Raw genomic sequence first — 17287 nt, forward strand, 5'->3', positions numbered from 1 at the left:
TTCTACACTACATCTCCGTAACCTGGAAATGCACTTAGAGCCAAGCATAGCGTGAAGAAACAGCGTTTTCTTATTAGAGATGTAAATAATGATAAAGCCCGGTGAAATCACCGGGCTTCAGAAGAGAGCGTTTCAACACGAAGCTGGTCTGGTGCCAACGCAACGTTCAGAATAACGGGCTGCCATTCTTCCCGTGCGGCAAGTTTATGGGAAAAGCCTCGGGCCAGTAAAAAGCCCCCAACGCCACCCAGTGCTGCCCCGCACATTGCGGCCAGGTCGGTGCCAAAAAGCATCTGGAACACACCGCCCATCACGAACAAGCCCACCAGCGGAGAGAGGTAAACCAGCATGGCAGAAGTGAGCAAACTACCTTCGGTGATACCCAGTTCAACTTTTTGCCCTTCCACCAGCGGTTGTTCACTTGGCACTGAGATGGTATGAGAAGTCTGCGGCCCAAGCTTGTTCAGCACGCGGCTTCCACAACCGGCTCTGGAAGCACAGCTGTTGCACGACGCTTTTACATCGCAGCTGACCAGCGCAATGCCATCCGCCCACGAAATGACCGTGGCCCACTCTTTAATCATTGTGCTGCCTTGAATTTAATGCTGTCGGAAATGCGCTTCGCTGTTTGCGGCGGCAATTCACCCACAATCGTTATTTCTGCGTTATCTCGCACCGTGGTGCTGACAGTCCGGCGACCGGTACGGAGCATTTGCTCAGAACTGTTTGCCGTTGCACGGTTGATGTTAACCGAAAAACTGAACAACCCATCGGAGTAGAGTCGAGATTCCACCGGCGTTTCGATGGACGGCAACTGACGGCGGCTGCTGGAAACTTCGCTAAAGCCCTGTGGGATCCAGGAAGGTACCCAGTTGAAATTAACTGAGTCGCCCGCAGGCACAGACAAAAGCGGTGGCAGGCTGGCTTTTGCCAGATTGAGCATACTGTTCCCGACCTGGTTGTTGACGGTGAAGGAGATAACCCGGAACTGTTCCAGGGTCTCGCCATCACGATCGAGCAGGTCCACACGCATCGGCAGCTTAGTTTCTGCGTCAATCCAGACAATGTAGCTGTAACGTGTACCATCGCGCGCAACTACGCGGATCACCTCGCACAGACGATCGGCAATGCGCGTACGACCAACCGAGATAAAATCATAGAAAGGCGCAAGACGCTTAAAGTCTGTGTAGATAAGCGATGGGAGGGAATCAACGATGTAATCGCCATTAAGCGTGAAAGGCTCAAGACCAGGTTCGAAATAGCTGATTTCGTTACCGCGCTGAACAACTTCCCGACGCGGACCATCCATCTGTAAAAGCTGGGCAAGCGGCTGTTTATCAAGGCGGGCATGGCGATAGCGTAATGATTCTACACCCTGCTTATTGATGCTGATAAATGCCAACTCGTAATTGAGTGACTGGCTGGCCATATTCATTTGCTGCAACAACGCCCCGGATGAAACATCAGCCGAGGCGTTTGCACAGAAGAACAGGCTACCCGCCATCAGAGACATGGCGAACCAAAGTTGCTTCATTACTGCGATTGCGTTCCTAAAGTTTGGTTACCTGGCACCTGCACAGCGGCTTGCTGGGTTTGTGCCTGCTCAAACTGAAGCTGTTCAGAGTGCAGACGACGCTGCAACTCATAATCCTGCAACATCGCATTAATGCGACGTCGCTGCTCTTGTACCTGCTGTTGCTGACCGCCGCTTGCGGATGCATCTGCTGGTACGCCCAGGCTAACCGGGCTGGCTTTACCCATCATCGGCAGTGTATTAAACACTGGCGCTTCAGGCTGCTGATTGGCTTCAGACTGAGTATTATAGTGCTGGACGCCAACGATAACTGCAAGCGATACACATGCAGCCACACCCATTTGGGTAAGTTGACTGGCCCACGGGCGCACCTTTTGCCAGAACGGCATTTTCTGCCACTGGTGAGGTGCGGGTTGAGCTTCAGGAATCAGCGGTGTGGTCTGATGAACAGGCTCGTTCTCAATCGCCGCCATAACGCGTGCTGAGATATCGAAATGGAGAACCTCTTCGGTATCACCGCGCAGGGTGTCACGGATGAGATGATAACTCGCCCAGGTCTCTTGCATTTCGGGAGAATGAGACAGCTCGTTGAGCAGCTCACTATCCAGCGTTTCACCATCCATTAAAGCGGAAAGTTTTTCTTTCTGCATGCCTAATACCTTTTTCAGTATCCCGCTATCGTCAACGCCTGATAAGCGGTTGAACTTTATTATCAATAGCTTCTCGCGCACGGAAGATTCGTGAACGTACCGTGCCGACCGGACAATCCATGATAGCGGCTATCTCTTCATAGCTCAGACCATCCAGCTCCCGTAACGTAATTGCCATGCGTAAATCTTCCGGGAGCGACTCGATCGTGCGAAAAACGATTTGTCTCAGTTCTTCTGACAACATTAAGTTCTCAGGGTTCGAAATTTCTTTCAATGCGCCGCCACTTTCGAAATTTTCGGCGTCGATTGCATCCACATCACTGGAAGGTGGACGGCGGCCCTGAGCGACCAGATAATTCTTTGCTGTATTAACTGCAATACGATACAGCCAGGTATAAAAAGCACTATCTCCCCGGAAAGAATCCAGCGCACGATAGGCCTTAATAAAAGACTCTTGTACAACATCAGGGACGTCCCCTGACGGTACATAGCGGGAAACCAGACTCGCCACCTTATGCTGGTAGCGAACCACCAGAAGGTTAAAGGCTTTCTGATCTCCCTTCTGGACCCGTTCAACCAGGACCTGGTCCGTTAACTGCTCGCTCATCCGAGGTAATGTCTCCCCAAACCTAAATTCCACGCGTTATCGAAACGCCACTCTAAAAACACTGCACTTTTGAGCAAGCACCGACTTAGAGTGTCTGTTCTTCAATTAGTTCCGTAACGCCTTTGTTTTTGTTCACCGCGCCGCAGACCGTTCATTTTCTATCATTATAAGTCCGTTCACGATACGTTCGCACTTTCTGCCTGATTACCGTCAGAAGAGTAACGCAACACAGCCTTTATTTCACCACAAAATCTGAAGCTAACGATCTGCTTCGCAAAATATTTTCATACATTTACCCGCATTTAAGCCCTCACATAGAGTTTAGCCATTGCAACATCATTTAAAAAAAACGTGCGACATCTCGCATTCGGGTGCTATTCTGACCAAACAATGTTTAGTAAATTAAACAAACATCATGAACACAACACCAGAACTGACGTGTGACGTACTGATTATTGGCAGCGGCGCTGCAGGGTTATCTTTGGCGCTTCGCCTGGCTAAAAATCAGAAAGTTATCGTATTGAGTAAAGGGCCAATGAGCGAAGGCTCAACCTTTTATGCACAAGGCGGTATTGCCGCCGTGTTTGATGAAACTGACAGCATCGCTTCCCATGTGGAAGATACGCTGATTGCCGGGGCGGGGATCGTGGATGCGCACGCCGCCGAGTTTGTCGCCAGCAATGCACGCCACTGCGTTCAGTGGCTCATCGATCAGGGTGTGTTATTCGATACGCAGATCCAGCCAAACGGTGAAGAGAGTTATCACCTTACCCGTGAAGGTGGACACAGCCACCGCCGCATCCTCCACGCAGCGGATGCAACCGGTAAAGAAGTTGAAACCACGCTGGTCAGTAAAGCCCTGGGCCACCCGAACATTCAGGTACTGGAACGCAGCAATGCGGTCGACCTTATTATTTCCGATAAGATTGGACTGCCTGGTACGCGCCGCGTGGTGGGCGCCTGGGTCTGGAATCGCAATAAAGAGAAAGTCGAAACCTGCCAGGCGAAAGCCGTTGTGCTGGCAACAGGCGGCGCATCCAAAGTTTATCAATACACCACAAACCCGGATATCGCCTCAGGTGATGGCATTGCCATGGCCTGGCGCGCTGGCTGCCGGGTGGCGAACCTGGAGTTTAACCAGTTCCATCCAACAGCCTTATTCCACCCGCAGGCGCGTAACTTCTTACTGACTGAAGCCCTGCGCGGCGAAGGCGCTTACCTGAAACGCCCGGATGGTTCGCGTTTTATGCCGGACTTTGATGCCAGAGGCGAACTCGCCCCACGTGATATCGTTGCGCGAGCCATCGACCACGAGATGAAACGTCTTGGTGTTGATTGTATGTATCTGGATATTAGCCATAAACCGGCTGATTTCATTCGCCAGCACTTCCCGATGATTTACGAAAAACTGCTGAGCCTGGGAATTGATCTCACCCGCGACCCGGTTCCTATTGTTCCCGCGGCACACTATACCTGTGGCGGCGTCATGGTTGACGATCACGGTCGTACCGACGTTGACGGCCTGTATGCCATTGGCGAAGTAAGCTACACAGGGTTGCATGGGGCAAACCGCATGGCGTCTAACTCGCTGCTCGAATGCCTGGTCTACGGGTGGTCAGCATCGGAAGATATTATTAAGCGGATGCCTTATGCACGCCCGACGGCGCACTTGCCGGCCTGGGACGAAAGCCGCGTTGAGAACCCGGATGAGCTGGTTGTCATCCAGCATAACTGGCACGAGTTAAGGCTATTTATGTGGGACTATGTGGGGATTGTCCGTACAACCAAGCGCCTTGAACGCGCTTTACGACGCATCACCATGCTGCAACAGGAAATCGACGAGTATTACGCAAACTTCCGCGTATCCAATAACCTGCTCGAATTGCGTAACCTGGTACAGGTAGCTGAACTGATTGTGCGCTGCGCCATGATGCGTAAAGAGAGCCGCGGATTGCACTACACTCTGGATTACCCGGATCAGTTGGCCGAATCAGGCCCGTCGGTACTCTCCCCGGGGCTCACATAAACAAATAAAATGCCTGGGTCAGAGCAGTGTAATCTTCGGAATAACGCTGGTCTGACCCACGGATAACCATCCGGTCGTTAAAACACTCGCCCTCTTTTGGTGACAGTGCCAGTAACACCCGGTGGGGCAAGCGCCCTTCTGTATCTGAAATATCAGTTCGCAGACGCAAGTTCCAGCCGATTTCCCGCGCAATTTCAATAAAGGTATTACCGGTGTTTTCTGGCAATACGACGCAGAAAAAACCCTCTTCTGAAATCAACTCAGCGGCACTGGTTAATAACGCGCGGTGATCAAGCGAACCGGTGTAGCGGGCCTGTTCACGCTCCGGCGTGCCGCACTCTACGCCGGGTTCATAGTAAGGTGGGTTGCTGACGATAAGATCGTAACGCGCAGTCTGCTCTGGTGCCCAGACAAGTACATCGGCACATTCCACTTTTACACGTTCAGCCCAGGGGGATTCAGCGGCATTTTCACTTGCCTGCTCAGCGGCTTGTGCGTCAAGCTCAACGGCATCGATGGTGACATGTTGCTCGGTACGCTGCGCCAGCATCAGCGCCAGAAGTCCGCTTCCTGAACCAATATCGAGAATACGTTTAACGCCAGCAACAGGAGCCCAGGATCCAAGAAGGATCCCGTCTGTGCCGACTTTCATCGCACAGCGATCGTGAGCAATAAAGAACTGTTTAAATGTGAAACCATCGCGGCGCAATTGCGCTTTGAGTTGAGACATGTCAGGGCAACCTTCTAAGTGAAACTGGAGTAGCATAGGGGAAAGCGAAGTGGTCGCAAAGCGATATCCATACAAACAGATGAAGATTACAGCCGTAACGTCTATAATCAGCGCCCCACACAGAGGTAGAACATGACTGTAACGACTTTTTCCGAACTTGAACTCGATGAAAGCCTGCTCAATGCACTTGAGAGCAAAGGCTTTACACGCCCGACCGCCATTCAGGCCGCGGCCATTCCGCCTGCGCTTGAGGGCCGCGATGTGCTCGGTTCTGCGCCAACCGGCACGGGGAAAACAGCAGCCTACTTGCTGCCTGTCTTGCAGCATTTGCTCGATTTCCCCCGCAAAAAATCAGGCCCGCCGCGTATTTTGATCCTGACGCCTACTCGTGAACTGGCAATGCAGGTTGCCGAACACGCGCGTGAACTGGCTGCGAACACCCATCTTGATATCGCCACCATTACCGGCGGTGTTGCGTATATGAACCACGCTGAAGTGTTCAGTGAGAACCAGGACATCGTCGTGGCGACGACTGGCCGTCTCCTGCAGTACATTAAAGAAGAGAATTTTGACTGCCGTGCGGTTGAAACGCTGATCCTCGACGAAGCTGATCGCATGCTGGACATGGGCTTTGCGCAGGATATCGAACACATCGCGGGTGAAACGCGCTGGCGTAACCAGACCATGCTGTTCTCTGCCACCCTGGAAGGGGAAGCGATTAAAGACTTCGCAGAGCGCCTGTTGGAAGATCCGGTGGAGGTGTCTGCAACCCCTTCCACCCGTGAGCGTAAGAAGATCCACCAGTGGTACTACCGCGCAGATGATCTGGAACACAAGGTTGAGTTGCTCAAGCATTTGCTGAAGCAAGAAGACGCGACTCGCACCATCGTTTTCGTGCGCAAGCGCGAGCGTGTGCACGAGCTGGCTGAAATGCTGCGTAATGCAGGGATCAACAACTGCTACCTTGAAGGCGAGATGGCGCAGGTTAAGCGTACCGAAGGCATCAAGCGTCTGACCGATGGTCGCGTAAACGTGCTGGTTGCCACCGATGTTGCTGCACGCGGGATCGACATTCCGGATGTAAGCCATGTGATTAACTTCGATATGCCCCGCAGCGGTGACACCTATCTGCACCGCATTGGCCGTACCGGTCGTGCAGGCCGCAAAGGTATAGCTATTTCTCTGGTCGAAGCACATGATTTTCTGCTGCTGCAGAAAATTGGCCGCTATGTTGATGAGCCGCTGAAGGCTCGCGTTATCAGTGAGCTTCGTCCAACCACGCGTGCTCCGAGCGAAAAAATGACGGGTAAACCGTCCAAGAAAGCGCTCGCCAAACGTGCTGAGAAGAAAGAGAAAGAAAAAGAGAAGCCGCGCGTTAAACAACGCCACCGCGATACCAAGAATATTGGTAAGCGCCGTAAGCCAAGTGCTGCTGCGCCAGATTCGCAAACTGAAGAGTAAAAAAAAGCCGGGTATCACCCGGCTTTTTCATTCTGCTTCCGTGACAAAAAGCCTTACAGGCTTTCAGTAAAGGTACGCGCGATAACGTCGCGTTGCTGCTCGGGAGTCAGAGAGTTGAAACGTACTGCATAGCCAGACACACGAATGGTCAGCTGTGGATATTTTTCCGGGTGCTCAACGGCATCCATCAGCGTTTCGCGGCGCAGTACGTTAACGTTCAGGTGCTGACCACCTTCCACGCGTACTTCCGGTTTCACTTCCATTGGAATTTCACGGTATTCGATGTCGCCCAGTTTGCTTACTGGAACGATTTCATCTTCTGCAAAACCTGCTTTAGCCACTACACAGCGCGCTTCACCTTTCTCGCTGTCCAGCAGCCAGAAAGAGTTGAGCAGGTCGTCATTTGCAGCTTTAGTAATCTGGATACCTGTAATCATGTGATGCCTCCCTTAGGCTACATTAACTGGTGTCGGCCTGTTCAGGCCAATTGGTAAAACCATTGTTGCTTGCGTGTATATATATCACTCAGCCCTCTGCGATTTATTGATTTAAATCAACAAAAATACTAACCACATAAAGAGTGTGGTTTGATTTTATTGTTTCAGATCAATTTAACCACCTTACCAATTCAACCCAGATTGTATAGTTTCAAATTAAATTTAAGGACTTAGGGCATTTTTCCGCGTGGAATTTTGATCACCAGGGTTTAACGGGTAAGCTAGGCGCAGATGAGATTCGCAGGAGAGCGAGATGGCAACCCCTTTAACATGGCACGACGTTCTGGCCGAAGAAAAACAGCAACCCTATTTTATTAATACACTCAGCACCGTCGCGGCAGAGCGGCAATCTGGCCAGACGATTTATCCGCCGCAGAAAGATGTCTTCAACGCTTTTCGCTATACCGAACTGAATGATGTAAAAGTGGTTATCCTCGGTCAGGATCCTTACCACGGGCCAGGGCAAGCGCATGGTCTGGCATTTTCCGTGCGTCCTGGCATTGCCATTCCGCCTTCTCTTTTGAATATGTATAAAGAGCTTGAAGGTACCCTTCCCGGCTTTACCCGGCCAACACACGGTTACCTGGAAAGCTGGGCGCATCAGGGGGTTCTGTTATTGAATACCGTATTAACCGTGCGCGCAGGTCAGGCCCACTCTCACGCCAGCCTGGGCTGGGAAACTTTTACGGATAAAGTGATAAGCCTCATCAATGAACATCGTGAAGGTGTGGTGTTTTTATTGTGGGGATCTCATGCGCAGAAAAAAGGGGCGATTATTGACCCGCAGCGTCATCACGTGCTGAAAGCGCCGCATCCGTCACCGCTGTCTGCACATCGCGGTTTCTTTGGCAGTAATCATTTTGTTCTGGCGAACGAATGGCTGGAAAAACGTGGCGAGACGCCGATTGACTGGATGCCCGTATTACCGGCAGAAGGCGAGTAGTTTGATGCAGTATGCCCGGCTCACCGGGCATACCACCGCAGATTAAGGCTTATGCCTTATTCTGACGCCACCATTCAGCCAGCAGTACGCCGGTTGCAACGGAAACGTTGAGACTTTCGACATTACCGGTACCGTCGATAGACACGCTCAGATCGGCGCTCGACAGTGCTGCATCAGACAGACCATCGCGCTCCTGACCCAGCACCAGCACCATCTTACGCGGCAGCGTCGCTTTAAACAGCGGTGTACCGGCGTGGCTGGAGGTGGTCACAATGGAATAGCCCGCTTTGCGGAACTGCTCGATGGCATCCAGAACGCTATCACCGGTGATCGGCTGAACATGCTCAGCACCACCTTCTGCGGTACGGATCGCCGCACCTGATTCCAGCAGCGCAGCGTCCTGCAACAACACGCCTTTCACGCCAAAGTGCGCGCAGCTACGCATCATCGCACCCAGGTTATGCGGGTTGCCAACATCTTCCAGCGCCAGAACGCAGTCATCTGCCTCAGCCTGGCTCACCCATTGCTGAACAGTCGTCCCGTTACGTTTTTTGATCAGGAAGCAAACGCCACCGTGGTGTTCGGTACCGGACGCTTTGGTCAGCTCGGCATCATCAACCACATGGTAGGCTTTACGGTTCGCCGCCATCCAGCGCAGCGCTTCTTTGAAGCGTGGCGTTACGCTCTGAATAAACCAGGCACGAACGATGCACTCAGGGCGGCTCTGGAACAGTGCCTGGCACGCATTCTCACCGTACACGCGGGTCTCTTCCGCACGCTGACGGCGCAGCACTTCAGGATCGATAAAGCTTTTACCGCTGATACCGCCGTGATCGGCCTTTTCTGGCGTTTCGTCGCCAGGGGCGCGAGAAACGGTACGCCACGGGGACGAGCCATCACGTGAGAAATCATCACGTGGACGGTCATCGCGTTTGCGATCGTCACGTTTGCGATCGTCACGTTTGCGGTCATCACCGCGGTTATTTCTGTCATCGCGGGCGGGGCGACGGCCACCGTCTGCACGAGAAGACGCCGGACGCCCGCCACCTTTTCCGGTACGCGGATTTTGGGTGCGTTTATCAGAATCCTCATCACTGCGGACATACATCACTTTGACCTTGCCGCTTTTGTTCTTTAATTCGTCGTTCATGCTTTTCTCCACCAGCGCTGCGCGAAGCGCGCAGATTACCCGATGTGCAAGCTCATAGCCATTATTTCGTACAAAAGCCTGCGACTATTGTTCTCATTGAATAAAACGCATTGTCGTTTCAAACAGGCTCATTGATAATATGTAACATATTAGAAACAAAATCGGCGTTCTGCCGCTCTGTCCCACAGCTCTATCAGAGGTTAGTTATGAATACCGTATGTGCCAACTGTCAGGCTCTTAACCGCATTCCCAATGATCGGATTGATGATGGTGCGAAGTGCGGGCGTTGCGGTCACGAATTGTTTGATGGTGACGTGATTAACGCGACGGGTGCTACGCTGGACAAACTCCTCAAGGATGATCTGCCCGTGGTTGTGGATTTCTGGGCGCCATGGTGTGGTCCATGCCGGAGTTTTGCGCCAATCTTTGAAGATGTTGCAGAAGAGCGCAGTGGTAAAATGCGTTTCGTGAAAGTGAACACCGAAGCTGAACGCGAGCTTAGCGCTCGCTTTCGTATACGCAGTATCCCGACCATTATGATTTTCAAAAATGGCGAAGTGATCGACATGCTTAACGGCGCAGTTCCTAAGGCTCCATTTGAGAGCTGGCTGAACGAATCCGTGTAACAATCGCGGGGCACATCTTGTGCCCCGTTCTTCCCTCTGCGAAAATGGTGTTTTTCCTGCATTTCGCCCATGACTGATAACGCCGTACTTCAATTACGCGCCGAACGCCTTGCGCGTGCGACCCGCCCTTTCCTTGCTCGTGGCAACCGTATCCGCCGCTGTCAGCGCTGCCTGCTGCCGCTCAAGGTTTGCCTGTGCGAAACACTCGCCCCTGCTCAAGCACAAAGCCGTTTTTGCCTGGTCATGTTCGATACCGAACCCATGAAACCCAGCAATACAGGGCGTCTGATTGCGGATATTCTGCCGGACACAACGGCATTTCAGTGGTCACGTACCGAACCATCTCAGGCGCTGCTCGATCTGGTTGCCAGTGATGAGTATCAGCCGATGGTCGTTTTCCCGGCCTCTTATGCAGGAGAGAGCCGTCAGGTGCTTTCTGCGCCGCCTTCAGGGAAGTCGCCGCTATTCATTATGCTGGATGGCACCTGGACCGAAGCGCGAAAAATGTTCCGCAAAAGTCCTTATCTTGACGCGCTGCCAGTCATTTCAGTCGATCTGTCACGCGTATCTACTTACCGACTGCGTGAAGCGCACGCAGAGGGACAATACTGCACCGCAGAAGTGGCAATTGCGCTGTTGGACCTTGCCGGGGATACGTTAGCGGCAGCTGCGCTGGGCGGCCATTTTTCCCGTTTTCGTGAGCGCTACCTGGCAGGAAAAACCATTCATAAGGGCAGTGTCACAGCAGACGAAGCAGAAAGCGTTTAAAATCATCAGGTCACTCGTATCTACTGGAGACTTGCATGAGTCAGCGAGGCCTGGAAGCGCTACTGCGCCCTAAATCCATTGCTGTTATCGGTGCGTCGATGAAGCCTGATCGTGCAGGTTATCTGATGATGCGTAATTTACTGGCCGGTGGATTTAATGGCCCCGTGTTGCCGGTTACGCCCTCCTGGAAAGCGGTACAGGGTGTACTGGCGTGGCCCGATGTGCAGAGCCTGCCTTTTGTGCCAGACCTTGCCGTGCTGTGTACAAACGCGAAACGTAACCTGGACCTGCTTGAGTCACTTGGCCAGAAAGGGTGTAAAACCTGCATTATCCTCTCTTCTCCTCCTGAACAGCATCCTGAGCTTCTCGCCTGTGCCAGCCGGTATCAGATGCGCATTCTCGGCCCAAACAGTCTCGGTTTGCTGGCGCCCTGGCAGGGTCTGAATGCCAGTTTTTCCCCCGTTCCGATTCGCAAAGGCAAGCTGGCGTTTATTTCCCAGTCTGCGGCTGTATCAAATACCATCCTCGACTGGGCGCAACAGCGCGAAATGGGATTTTCCTACTTCATCGCGCTGGGCGACAGCCTGGATATTGATGTCGATGAGCTGCTGGATTTCCTGGCCAGGGACAGCAAAACCAGTGCGATATTGCTGTACCTAGAACATTTAAGCGATGCCCGCCGTTTTGTCTCAGCAGCCCGTAGTGCATCGCGTAATAAACCGATTCTGGTCATCAAAAGTGGCCGTAGCCCAGCCGCACAACGGCTTCTGCATTCACATTCAGGAATGGATCCTGCGTGGGATGCCGCTATTCAGCGCGCAGGTTTGCTGCGTGTTCAGGATACACATGAGCTTTTTTCCGCGGTCGAAACACTGAGCCATATGCGCCCGTTGCGCGGTGAGAAATTAATGATAGTCAGTAATGGTGCAGCACCTGCTGCACTGGCTCTGGACGAACTGTGGCTACGTAATGGCAAACTGGCGGCGCTCAGTGAGGAGACGCTTCAGCGCTTGCGTGACGCCCTGCCAACAAGCGTTTCATCCGGTAATCCGCTGGATTTGCGCGATGATGCCAGCAGCGAGCGTTACATCAAAGCCATCTCTATCTTGCTGGATAGCCAGGATTTTGATGCGCTGATGATCATTCATTCGCCAAGTGCCGCCGCCCCCGGCAGCGAAAGTGCGCGAGGGCTTATCGAAGCGGTTCGAAATCATCCTCGCGGGAAATACGTCACGCTGCTAACCAACTGGTGTGGAGAGTTTTCATCACAGGAAGCACGGCGGCTGTTTAGTGAAGCCGGGCTTCCGACCTATCGCACCCCGGAAGGCACCATCACCGCGTTTATGCATATGGTGGAATATCGTCGTAACCAGAAACAGTTGCGTGAAACCCCTGCTTTACCGGGTCATCTGGCGGCGAATACCGTTGATGTTCGCAGGTTGTTGCAACGGGCCATCGAGGAGGGTGCAACATCTCTGGACACCCATGAAGTGCAGCCGATCCTCGGCAGCTATGGGATACACACCCTACCCACCTGGATTGCCAGCGACAGCGCAGAGGCCGTTCATATTGCCGAGCAAATTGGTTACCCGGTTGCACTGAAACTGCGTTCGCCGGATATCCCGCATAAGTCCGATATTCAGGGCGTTATGTTGTATTTACGCACCGCAGCTGAAGTACAACAGGCCGCAGACGCCATTCTCGATCGGGTAAAAATGGCCTGGCCGCAGGCGAGGATCCACGGTTTGCTGGTGCAAAGTATGGCCAACCGTGCCGGTGCCCAGGAGTTACGGGTGGTGGTTGAGCACGACCCGGTCTTTGGCCCACTGATTATGCTGGGTGAAGGCGGTGTTGAATGGCGCCCTGAAGAGCAGGCGGTGGTCGCCCTGCCACCACTGAACATGAACCTGGCGCGCTATCTGGTTATTCAGGCCATTAAAAGCAAGAAAATCCGCGGGCGAAGTGCACTGAGACCGCTGGATATCGCCGGGCTAAGCCAGTTTTTGGTGCAGGTTTCTAACCTGATTGTTGATTGTGCTGAAATTCAGCGCCTGGATATTCATCCGCTGCTGGCTTCTGGCAATGAATTTACCGCGCTGGACGTCACGCTGGATATTGCGCCCTTTAAAGGTGACAGCGAAAGCAGGCTGGCTATTCGTCCTTACCCGCTACAACTTGAAGAATGGGTGGAAATGAAAAACGGCGAACGCGTGCTGTTCCGCCCTATCCTGCCAGAAGATGAACCTCAGTTGCGGGTGTTTATCTCGCAAGTAACGAAAGAAGATCTCTACTATCGCTACTTCAGCGAAATCAACGAATTTACCCACGAAGATTTAGCCAACATGACCCAGATCGACTACGATCGTGAAATGGCATTTGTGGCTGTTCGTCGCCTGGAAGCAGAGGAAGAGATCCTGGGTGTTACGCGTGCGATCTCTGATCCTGATAACGTGGATGCGGAGTTCGCCGTGCTGGTACGTTCCGATCTGAAGGGGCTGGGTCTGGGCAGACGCCTGCTGGAAAAACTCATCAGTTATACGCGCGATCACGGATTGTTACGCCTGAATGGCATTACTATGCCTAACAATCGCGGCATGGTCACTCTGGCGCGAAAACTTGGTTTTGACGTTGATATCCAACTGGAGGAAGGTATTGTTTCCCTGACCCTCGGCCTGAATTCGGCGGATAAACAAGAGTAACCTACTGGAAATGTTAACCACTTTGGATGGTACTGGTGGTATCATTATCCGCTTATGTTGTTTGCCTGGTACAGACAACCCTTCAATGAACAGAGAAGAAACGCACTGTGATGTTGTCAAAATTTAAGCGTAATAAACATCAACAACACCTTGCTCAACTACCGAAGATTTCTCAGTCAGTTGATGATGTAGAGTTCTTTTACGCTCCCGCTCATTTTCGGGAGACACTTCTGGAAAAAATTGCCAGCGCCACGAGACGTATTTGCATAGTGGCTCTTTATCTCGAACAAGATGAAGGTGGCCGCGGGATCCTGAACGCGCTTTATGAAGCAAAACGGCTTCGTCCAGAGCTGGATGTACGTGTGCTGGTTGACTGGCATCGCGCACAACGCGGCCGTATTGGTGCCGTGGCTTCTAACACCAACGCAGACTGGTATTGCCGAACTGCCCAGGAAAACCCGGGGATTGATATCCCGGTTTATGGCGTTCCCGTCAATACTCGCGAAGCACTTGGCGTACTCCATTTCAAAGGCTTCATCATTGACGACAGCGTTCTGTATAGCGGCGCGAGTCTGAATGATGTTTACCTGCACCAGCTCGATAAATATCGTTACGACCGCTACCATCTGATTCGCAATCCGCAGATGGCTGACATCATGTTCAACTGGGTTGATAAGAATCTGGTACATGGACGTGGCGTGAATCGTCTTGATAACCCTCACCGTCCCAAGAGTCCGGAAATTAAAAACGACGTTCGTCTCTTCCGCCAGGAATTACGTGACGCGATTTATCATTTTCAGGGTGATGCAAACAACGAGCAGTTATCTGTCACTCCGCTCGTTGGACTGGGCAAGTCGAGCCTGCTGAATAAGACCATCTTCCATCTGATGCCGTGCGCCGATCAGAAACTCACGATCTGCACCCCTTACTTCAACCTGCCGGCCGTGCTGGTGCGTAACATCATTCAGCTGTTACGTGATGGTAAGAAGGTCGAAATCATCGTGGGTGATAAAACCGCGAACGACTTTTTTATCCCGGAAGATCAGCCGTTCAAAATCATCGGTGCATTGCCTTATCTCTATGAGATTAACCTGCGCCGTTTCCTGAGCCGTTTACAGTACTATGTCAACACTGACCAGCTAGTTGTGCGCTTGTGGAAAGATGAAGACAATACCTATCACCTGAAAGGGATGTGGGTAGATGATGAGTGGATGCTGCTGACAGGTAATAACCTGAACCCGCGTGCCTGGCGCCTGGATCTGGAAAATGCCATTCTGATCCACGATCCACAGCATGAACTGGCCGCGAAACGTGAACGCGAACTGGATTTGATTCGCACGCATACCACGGTGGTGCGTCACTACCGCGATCTGCAAAGCATTGCTGATTATCCGGTGAAAGTCCGCAAGCTCATTCGCCGTTTGCGTCGGATCCGTATCGACCGCCTTATTAGCCGCATTTTGTAACGCCAGGCCCTGTCAACGACGGGGCTTTTTTTATGGAGCTCATTGTGCGTATACCTCTGCTGCTTACAATCCTCTGTCTGACTGGATGTAGCCACATGGCTAACGATAACTGGTATGGCCAGGACAAGGCTCAGCACTTTCTTGCCTCAGCAATGTTGTCCGCTGCGGGCAATGAATACGCACAACATCAGGGTTACAGCCAGGATCGTAGCGCGGCGATTGGTTTCATGTTTTCTGTAAGCCTTGGGGCATCCAAAGAGCTTTGGGACAGCCGCCCGGCAGGGAGCGGCTGGAGCTGGAAAGATTTAGCGTGGGATGTCACCGGAGCAACCACCGGCTATGCCGTGTGGCAGATGGCGCATTATTAAAGGCGGATCCCCTTCCCTTTACGGTGCAGCATCAGAGAAACAATAAAGGCCAGCGCCCCCATGACGGTGACATACCAGAAGAAGGTCGTTTCGCTTCCCCATGATTTGAGAGACAGCGCGACATATTCAGCTGAGCCCCCAAACAGTGCGTTAGCCACCGCGTAAGAGAGACCAACCCCCAGAGCACGCACCTGTGCAGGGAACATTTCCGCTTTTAATATCCCGCTGATAGAGGTGTAGAAACTGACTATCACCATTGCCATCATAACGAGGGCAAAAGCTGCATAAGGCGAGGAGACATGCTGAAGTGCGGACAAAATGGGCACGGTACATAACGCAGACATTCCGCCAAAAATCAGCATCGATGTGCGCCGACCAATTTTATCAGAGAGCGCGCCAATCACCGGTTGTATCAGCATAAAGACAAACAGCGCCACGGTCATTACTACACTGGCGACGTTCGCGTGCATTCCCGTTGTGTTCACCAGGTACTTTTGCATATAGGTGGTGAAGGTGTAAAAGCTTAGCGAGCCCCCGGCGGTGAAGCCCAGCACCATCAGAAATGCTTTGCGGTTACGCCATAAGCCTTTGAACGATCCGGCTTCCTTTAACGCCCTGACTTCCTGCTGCGATGTTTCATCTAACTGTCGACGCAGCCAAAGCGCAACGATCGCCAGCACGGCCCCCATTGCAAAGGGGATCCGCCATCCCCAGGCGTGTAACTGTTCATCGGTCAGGATCTGCTGAAGGATCACCACCACAAGGATCGCCAAAAGTTGGCCGCCAATGAGAGTGACATACTGGAAAGATGCGTAGAATCCTTTACGACCTTCGAGCGCAATTTCACTCATGTAAGTCGCGCTGGTGCCGTATTCCCCGCCAACCGAAAGCCCCTGGAATAAGCGAGCCAGTAACAGCAGCGCCGGTGCCCATGTACCAATAGCGTCGTAACCCGGTAAGCAAGCAATCACAAGCGAACCAAAGCACATCATACAGACCGAGATCAGCATAGAGATTTTACGGCCACGGCGATCCGCAATTCGGCCGAACAGCCAGCCACCAATTGGGCGCATCAGGAACCCAGCGGCAAAAACGCCCGCAGTTTGCAGTAGCTGCGTGGTTGTGTTACCGGACGGGAAGAAAATGTGAGCGAAGTAGAGCGAACAGAACGAATAGACGTAGAAGTCGAACCATTCAACCAGATTTCCTGAAGAGGCGCTGACGATTGCCCATACCCTTCGGCGGGTATCACTGTTAGCCAGCGTCCCGTGTGATGTGATGTTTTCTGTCATTATGATTATGCTCCTGCCATCTACAGCGGCGTGTTGAGTCTAAGAGACTCAATTGCTTCGTAAATGAAATGTTATAATTTTGTTATAAATCACATTGAGATGGAGATCACATATTTCATTAGCAGGATAAGGGATTAGGAGAAAGGCCAGAAAGGGGGATCGTGCGGTCGACATTGCCGGGTGGCGGCTTCGCCTTACCCGGCCTACGGTTTTGCAGCTCCGGTAAGCGTAGCGCCACCGGGCATTTTTTTCGCACAAAAGCAAAAAACCCCGCACCTTTCGGTACGGGGTTCTTCTAATTGATGCCTGGCAGTTCCCTACTCTCACATGGGGAGACCCCACACTACCATCGGCGCTACGGCGTTTCACTTCTGAGTTCGGCATGGGGTCAGGTGGGACCACCGCGCTAAAGCCGCCAGGCAAATTCTGTTAATCTGTATCAGGCTGAAAATATTCTGTCTCTCAACCGC

General features: G+C 52.4%; 17 protein-coding genes and 1 rRNA gene. 8 read left to right on the forward strand and 10 right to left on the reverse strand.

The genetic code is table 11. From position 1 onward, the window contains the following. Positions 1–107: 107 nt before the first annotated feature. From rseC to rseD, 5 genes are read right to left on the reverse strand one after another with little or no spacing between them, the layout of a single operon-like run. A complete protein-coding gene (gene rseC, locus ACT9TW_RS22545; protein ID WP_014071379.1) occupies positions 108–584 on the reverse strand; it encodes a SoxR-reducing system protein RseC in 477 nt (158 codons plus the stop codon). Further along, entirely contained in the window at positions 581–1534 is a 954-nt protein-coding gene (gene rseB, locus ACT9TW_RS22550) for a sigma-E factor regulatory protein RseB (protein ID WP_446493752.1), read from the reverse strand. Before rseB ends, rseC begins: the two co-directional genes overlap by 4 nt. Then, a complete protein-coding gene (gene rseA / locus ACT9TW_RS22555; protein ID WP_182062095.1) occupies positions 1534–2184 on the reverse strand; it encodes an anti-sigma-E factor RseA in 651 nt (216 codons plus the stop codon). Before rseA ends, rseB begins: the two co-directional genes overlap by 1 nt. A gap of 31 nt (positions 2185–2215) precedes the next feature. Beyond that, positions 2216–2791 carry an RNA polymerase sigma factor RpoE gene (gene rpoE / locus ACT9TW_RS22560; protein WP_006176728.1) on the reverse strand — a complete coding sequence of 192 codons (576 nt, stop codon included), beginning with the start codon at positions 2789–2791 and terminating at the stop codon, positions 2216–2218. Beyond that, positions 2788–2853, reverse strand: coding sequence for a rpoE leader peptide RseD (gene rseD, locus ACT9TW_RS22565; RefSeq protein WP_224955222.1), 66 nt, complete (start codon positions 2851–2853; stop codon positions 2788–2790). The genes rpoE and rseD overlap by 4 nt, the downstream gene beginning before the upstream one ends. 353 nt (positions 2854–3206) lie before the next feature. Between rseD and nadB the strand changes: the two genes are divergently transcribed. After that, a complete protein-coding gene (nadB, locus tag ACT9TW_RS22570) occupies positions 3207–4817 on the forward strand; it encodes an L-aspartate oxidase (protein WP_446493753.1) in 1611 nt (536 codons plus the stop codon). Here the strand turns inward: nadB and trmN are convergent. Further along, complete coding sequence (trmN, locus tag ACT9TW_RS22575) at positions 4810–5547, reverse strand: tRNA(1)(Val) (adenine(37)-N(6))-methyltransferase TrmN (protein ID WP_315686504.1); 738 nt, start codon at positions 5545–5547, stop codon at positions 4810–4812. The genes nadB and trmN overlap by 8 nt on opposite strands. A 132-nt stretch (positions 5548–5679) precedes the next feature. Here trmN and srmB point away from each other — a divergent pair, with 132 nt between their 5' ends. Then, positions 5680–7008, forward strand: a complete 1329-nt coding sequence (srmB, locus tag ACT9TW_RS22580) for an ATP-dependent RNA helicase SrmB (protein ID WP_166716667.1) — start codon at positions 5680–5682, stop codon at positions 7006–7008. Between the two features lie 53 nt (positions 7009–7061). Here srmB and grcA read toward each other — a convergent pair whose 3' ends face one another. Beyond that, a complete protein-coding gene (gene grcA / locus ACT9TW_RS22585; RefSeq protein WP_014071384.1) occupies positions 7062–7445 on the reverse strand; it encodes an autonomous glycyl radical cofactor GrcA in 384 nt (127 codons plus the stop codon). Positions 7446–7758: 313 nt separating this feature from the next. Between grcA and ung the strand changes: the two genes are divergently transcribed. Further along, on the forward strand, positions 7759–8448 hold the full coding sequence (ung, locus tag ACT9TW_RS22590) for a uracil-DNA glycosylase (protein ID WP_446493754.1): 690 nt from the start codon (positions 7759–7761) through the stop codon (positions 8446–8448). 49 nt (positions 8449–8497) lie between these two features. Here ung and ACT9TW_RS22595 read toward each other — a convergent pair whose 3' ends face one another. Beyond that, positions 8498–9598, reverse strand: a complete 1101-nt coding sequence (locus ACT9TW_RS22595; RefSeq protein ID WP_014071386.1) for a tRNA/rRNA methyltransferase — start codon at positions 9596–9598, stop codon at positions 8498–8500. Positions 9599–9804: 206 nt separating this feature from the next. Here ACT9TW_RS22595 and trxC point away from each other — a divergent pair, with 206 nt between their 5' ends. The 5 genes from trxC (at position 9805) to ACT9TW_RS22620 (ending at position 15525) form a co-directional block, all read left to right on the forward strand. Next, the gene (trxC, locus tag ACT9TW_RS22600) at positions 9805–10224 is read left to right on the forward strand and encodes a thioredoxin TrxC (RefSeq protein ID WP_446493755.1); all 420 of its coding nucleotides are present in this window, start codon (positions 9805–9807) and stop codon (positions 10222–10224) included. Between the two features lie 69 nt (positions 10225–10293). Then, positions 10294–10992: a tRNA-uridine aminocarboxypropyltransferase gene (tapT, locus tag ACT9TW_RS22605; RefSeq protein WP_446493756.1), complete on the forward strand. Its 699-nt coding sequence runs from the start codon at positions 10294–10296 to the stop codon at positions 10990–10992. Between the two features lie 35 nt (positions 10993–11027). Beyond that, positions 11028–13691, forward strand: coding sequence for a bifunctional acetate--CoA ligase family protein/GNAT family N-acetyltransferase (locus ACT9TW_RS22610; RefSeq protein WP_446493757.1), 2664 nt, complete (start codon positions 11028–11030; stop codon positions 13689–13691). Between the two features lie 110 nt (positions 13692–13801). Beyond that, positions 13802–15157, forward strand: a complete 1356-nt coding sequence (gene pssA / locus ACT9TW_RS22615) for a CDP-diacylglycerol--serine O-phosphatidyltransferase (protein WP_182063448.1) — start codon at positions 13802–13804, stop codon at positions 15155–15157. Between the two features lie 32 nt (positions 15158–15189). Next, entirely contained in the window at positions 15190–15525 is a 336-nt protein-coding gene (locus ACT9TW_RS22620; protein ID WP_446493758.1) for a YfiM family lipoprotein, read from the forward strand. On the opposite strand, the gene ACT9TW_RS22625 is transcribed toward ACT9TW_RS22620, so the two are convergent. Together ACT9TW_RS22625 and rrf are read right to left on the reverse strand one after the other, a co-directional pair. Continuing rightward, the gene (locus ACT9TW_RS22625) at positions 15522–16817 is read right to left on the reverse strand and encodes an MFS transporter (protein WP_182062104.1); all 1296 of its coding nucleotides are present in this window, start codon (positions 16815–16817) and stop codon (positions 15522–15524) included. The genes ACT9TW_RS22620 and ACT9TW_RS22625 overlap by 4 nt on opposite strands. A gap of 304 nt (positions 16818–17121) precedes the next feature. After that, positions 17122–17237 (reverse strand): 5S ribosomal RNA (rrf, locus tag ACT9TW_RS22630). Between the last annotated feature and the right edge of the window lie 50 nt (positions 17238–17287).

It is taken from the genome of Enterobacter sp. C4G1, from assembly GCF_052886895.1.

Excerpts from the sequence above, each read along its gene's own strand:
- rseA (WP_182062095.1), bottom strand. The coding sequence starts at position 2,184 with ATGCAGAAAGAAAAACTTTCCGCTTTAATGGATGGTGAAACGCTGGAT.
- ACT9TW_RS22595 (WP_014071386.1), bottom strand. The coding sequence starts at position 9,598 with ATGAACGACGAATTAAAGAACAAAAGCGGCAAGGTCAAAGTGATGTAT.
- pssA (WP_182063448.1), top strand. The coding sequence starts at position 13,802 with ATGTTGTCAAAATTTAAGCGTAATAAACATCAACAACACCTTGCTCAA.
- ACT9TW_RS22610 (WP_446493757.1), top strand. The coding sequence starts at position 11,028 with ATGAGTCAGCGAGGCCTGGAAGCGCTACTGCGCCCTAAATCCATTGCT.
- ACT9TW_RS22620 (WP_446493758.1), top strand. The coding sequence starts at position 15,190 with ATGGAGCTCATTGTGCGTATACCTCTGCTGCTTACAATCCTCTGTCTG.
- rpoE (WP_006176728.1), bottom strand. The coding sequence starts at position 2,791 with ATGAGCGAGCAGTTAACGGACCAGGTCCTGGTTGAACGGGTCCAGAAG.
- rseC (WP_014071379.1), bottom strand. The coding sequence starts at position 584 with ATGATTAAAGAGTGGGCCACGGTCATTTCGTGGGCGGATGGCATTGCG.
- grcA (WP_014071384.1), bottom strand. The coding sequence starts at position 7,445 with ATGATTACAGGTATCCAGATTACTAAAGCTGCAAATGACGACCTGCTC.
- nadB (WP_446493753.1), top strand. The coding sequence starts at position 3,207 with ATGAACACAACACCAGAACTGACGTGTGACGTACTGATTATTGGCAGC.
- ung (WP_446493754.1), top strand. The coding sequence starts at position 7,759 with ATGGCAACCCCTTTAACATGGCACGACGTTCTGGCCGAAGAAAAACAG.
- tapT (WP_446493756.1), top strand. The coding sequence starts at position 10,294 with ATGACTGATAACGCCGTACTTCAATTACGCGCCGAACGCCTTGCGCGT.
- ACT9TW_RS22625 (WP_182062104.1), bottom strand. The coding sequence starts at position 16,817 with ATGACAGAAAACATCACATCACACGGGACGCTGGCTAACAGTGATACC.
- trxC (WP_446493755.1), top strand. The coding sequence starts at position 9,805 with ATGAATACCGTATGTGCCAACTGTCAGGCTCTTAACCGCATTCCCAAT.
- srmB (WP_166716667.1), top strand. The coding sequence starts at position 5,680 with ATGACTGTAACGACTTTTTCCGAACTTGAACTCGATGAAAGCCTGCTC.
- rseB (WP_446493752.1), bottom strand. The coding sequence starts at position 1,534 with ATGAAGCAACTTTGGTTCGCCATGTCTCTGATGGCGGGTAGCCTGTTC.
- trmN (WP_315686504.1), bottom strand. The coding sequence starts at position 5,547 with ATGTCTCAACTCAAAGCGCAATTGCGCCGCGATGGTTTCACATTTAAA.